At 61.0% G+C, this 1,242-nt stretch carries 1 protein-coding gene; it reads left to right on the top strand.

All coding sequences use genetic code 11. The features are described from left to right. The first annotated feature begins 82 nt into the window (after positions 1-82). Positions 83-1,150: an IS110 family transposase gene (locus tag ACSSV4_RS23210; RefSeq protein ID WP_454277339.1), complete on the top strand. Its 1,068-nt coding sequence runs from the start codon at positions 83-85 to the stop codon at positions 1,148-1,150. Positions 1,151-1,242: the final 92 nt, after the last annotated feature.

Genomic DNA, 1,242 nt, shown 5'->3' with positions numbered 1-1,242 from the left:
CCGCTAATGGGATGTGTTGGCTGCTTCCCCGCCGTTGGGTTATCCTGAACCGGGATCAACCGCGCAACAAGGAGAAGTAGCCATGTGTGCAAAGAAGACAGGAAACATCGAAGACCTCGCCGTCGTCGGGATCGACATCGGGAAGGATACGTTTCACCTGGTCGGGTTCGACCGGTCCGGCCAGTTGGTCATACGCAAACAGATCAAGCGCTTGGCCCTGAACGCCACGTTCGAGCTACTCCCACGCTGCATCGTGGGAATGGAGGCTTGCCTCAGCGCCCATTTTGTCAGCCGAACGCTGCGGGGCATGGGGTTCGAGCCGCGGATCATCCCGGCGATTTACGTAAAGCCGTTCAACAAGGGGCAGAAGAACGATTACAACGACGCCGAGGCGATCGCGGAGGCCGCGTTACGGCCCAACATTCGGACCGTTTCAGAGAAGGACCAAGATCAGCTCGACCTTCAGGCCCTGCATCGGGTCCGGGCACGGCTGGTTTCGCGGCGCACGGCCACCATCAACCAAATTCGGGCCTTCCTGATCGAACAGGGCATCACCGTCCGGTCGGGGCTTCGGACGCTGAAGAACTCCTTCGAGACGATCCTCGAACAGCGACGGGATGAGATATCGCCCCGGATGCGCGGCATCCTGATTGGGCTCTATGGCGACTGGCTCTGGCTGGACAAACGGATCGAGGATGTCTCTGGCGAGATCGAAGAGATCAGCCGCACCGAGGAGAACTGCGCCAACATCATGACGATCCCCGGCATCGGCCCGATGATCTCGACGGCGATGGTCGCGGCTGTCGGCCAAGGCGAGGCCTTCGATCGAGGGCGTGATTTCGCGGCATGGGGGGGCTTGGTGCCCCGACAATTCAGCACCGGCGGTCGCACCACTCTCGGCCGGATCACCAAACGCGGCAGCCGCTATTTGAGGATGTTGTTCGTGCAAGCGGCGAAAGTGATCATGATGCGGCCACACCGATGGGCCGACTTCAGTTTCGGCCCGTGGCTGACCGAAGCGGTGGCACGCATGCCCCGAAACAAGGCGGCCATCGCGCTTGCCAACAAGCTCGCTCGAACCGCCTGGAGCATTCTGCGCAATGGCACCCGGTTCGACGCGCCAAAAGACGCGGCCATGGAAGCGATCTGACGTATTCCACGGCCCACAAGGAGTTCGCGATAGAGAGGACAGCATGGAACGGAAAATATACGCCCCCAGAGTCTGACGGCCCATTGGGTCAT

The organism is Roseovarius sp. MBR-154 (assembly GCF_053628595.1).
This window is presented reverse-complemented; position numbering and strand designations above follow the sequence as displayed.

What these genes read in the sequence shown, in the direction of transcription:
- ACSSV4_RS23210 (WP_454277339.1), top strand. Translation starts at nt 83, where the DNA reads ATGTGTGCAAAGAAGACAGGAAACATCGAAGACCTCGCCGTCGTCGGG.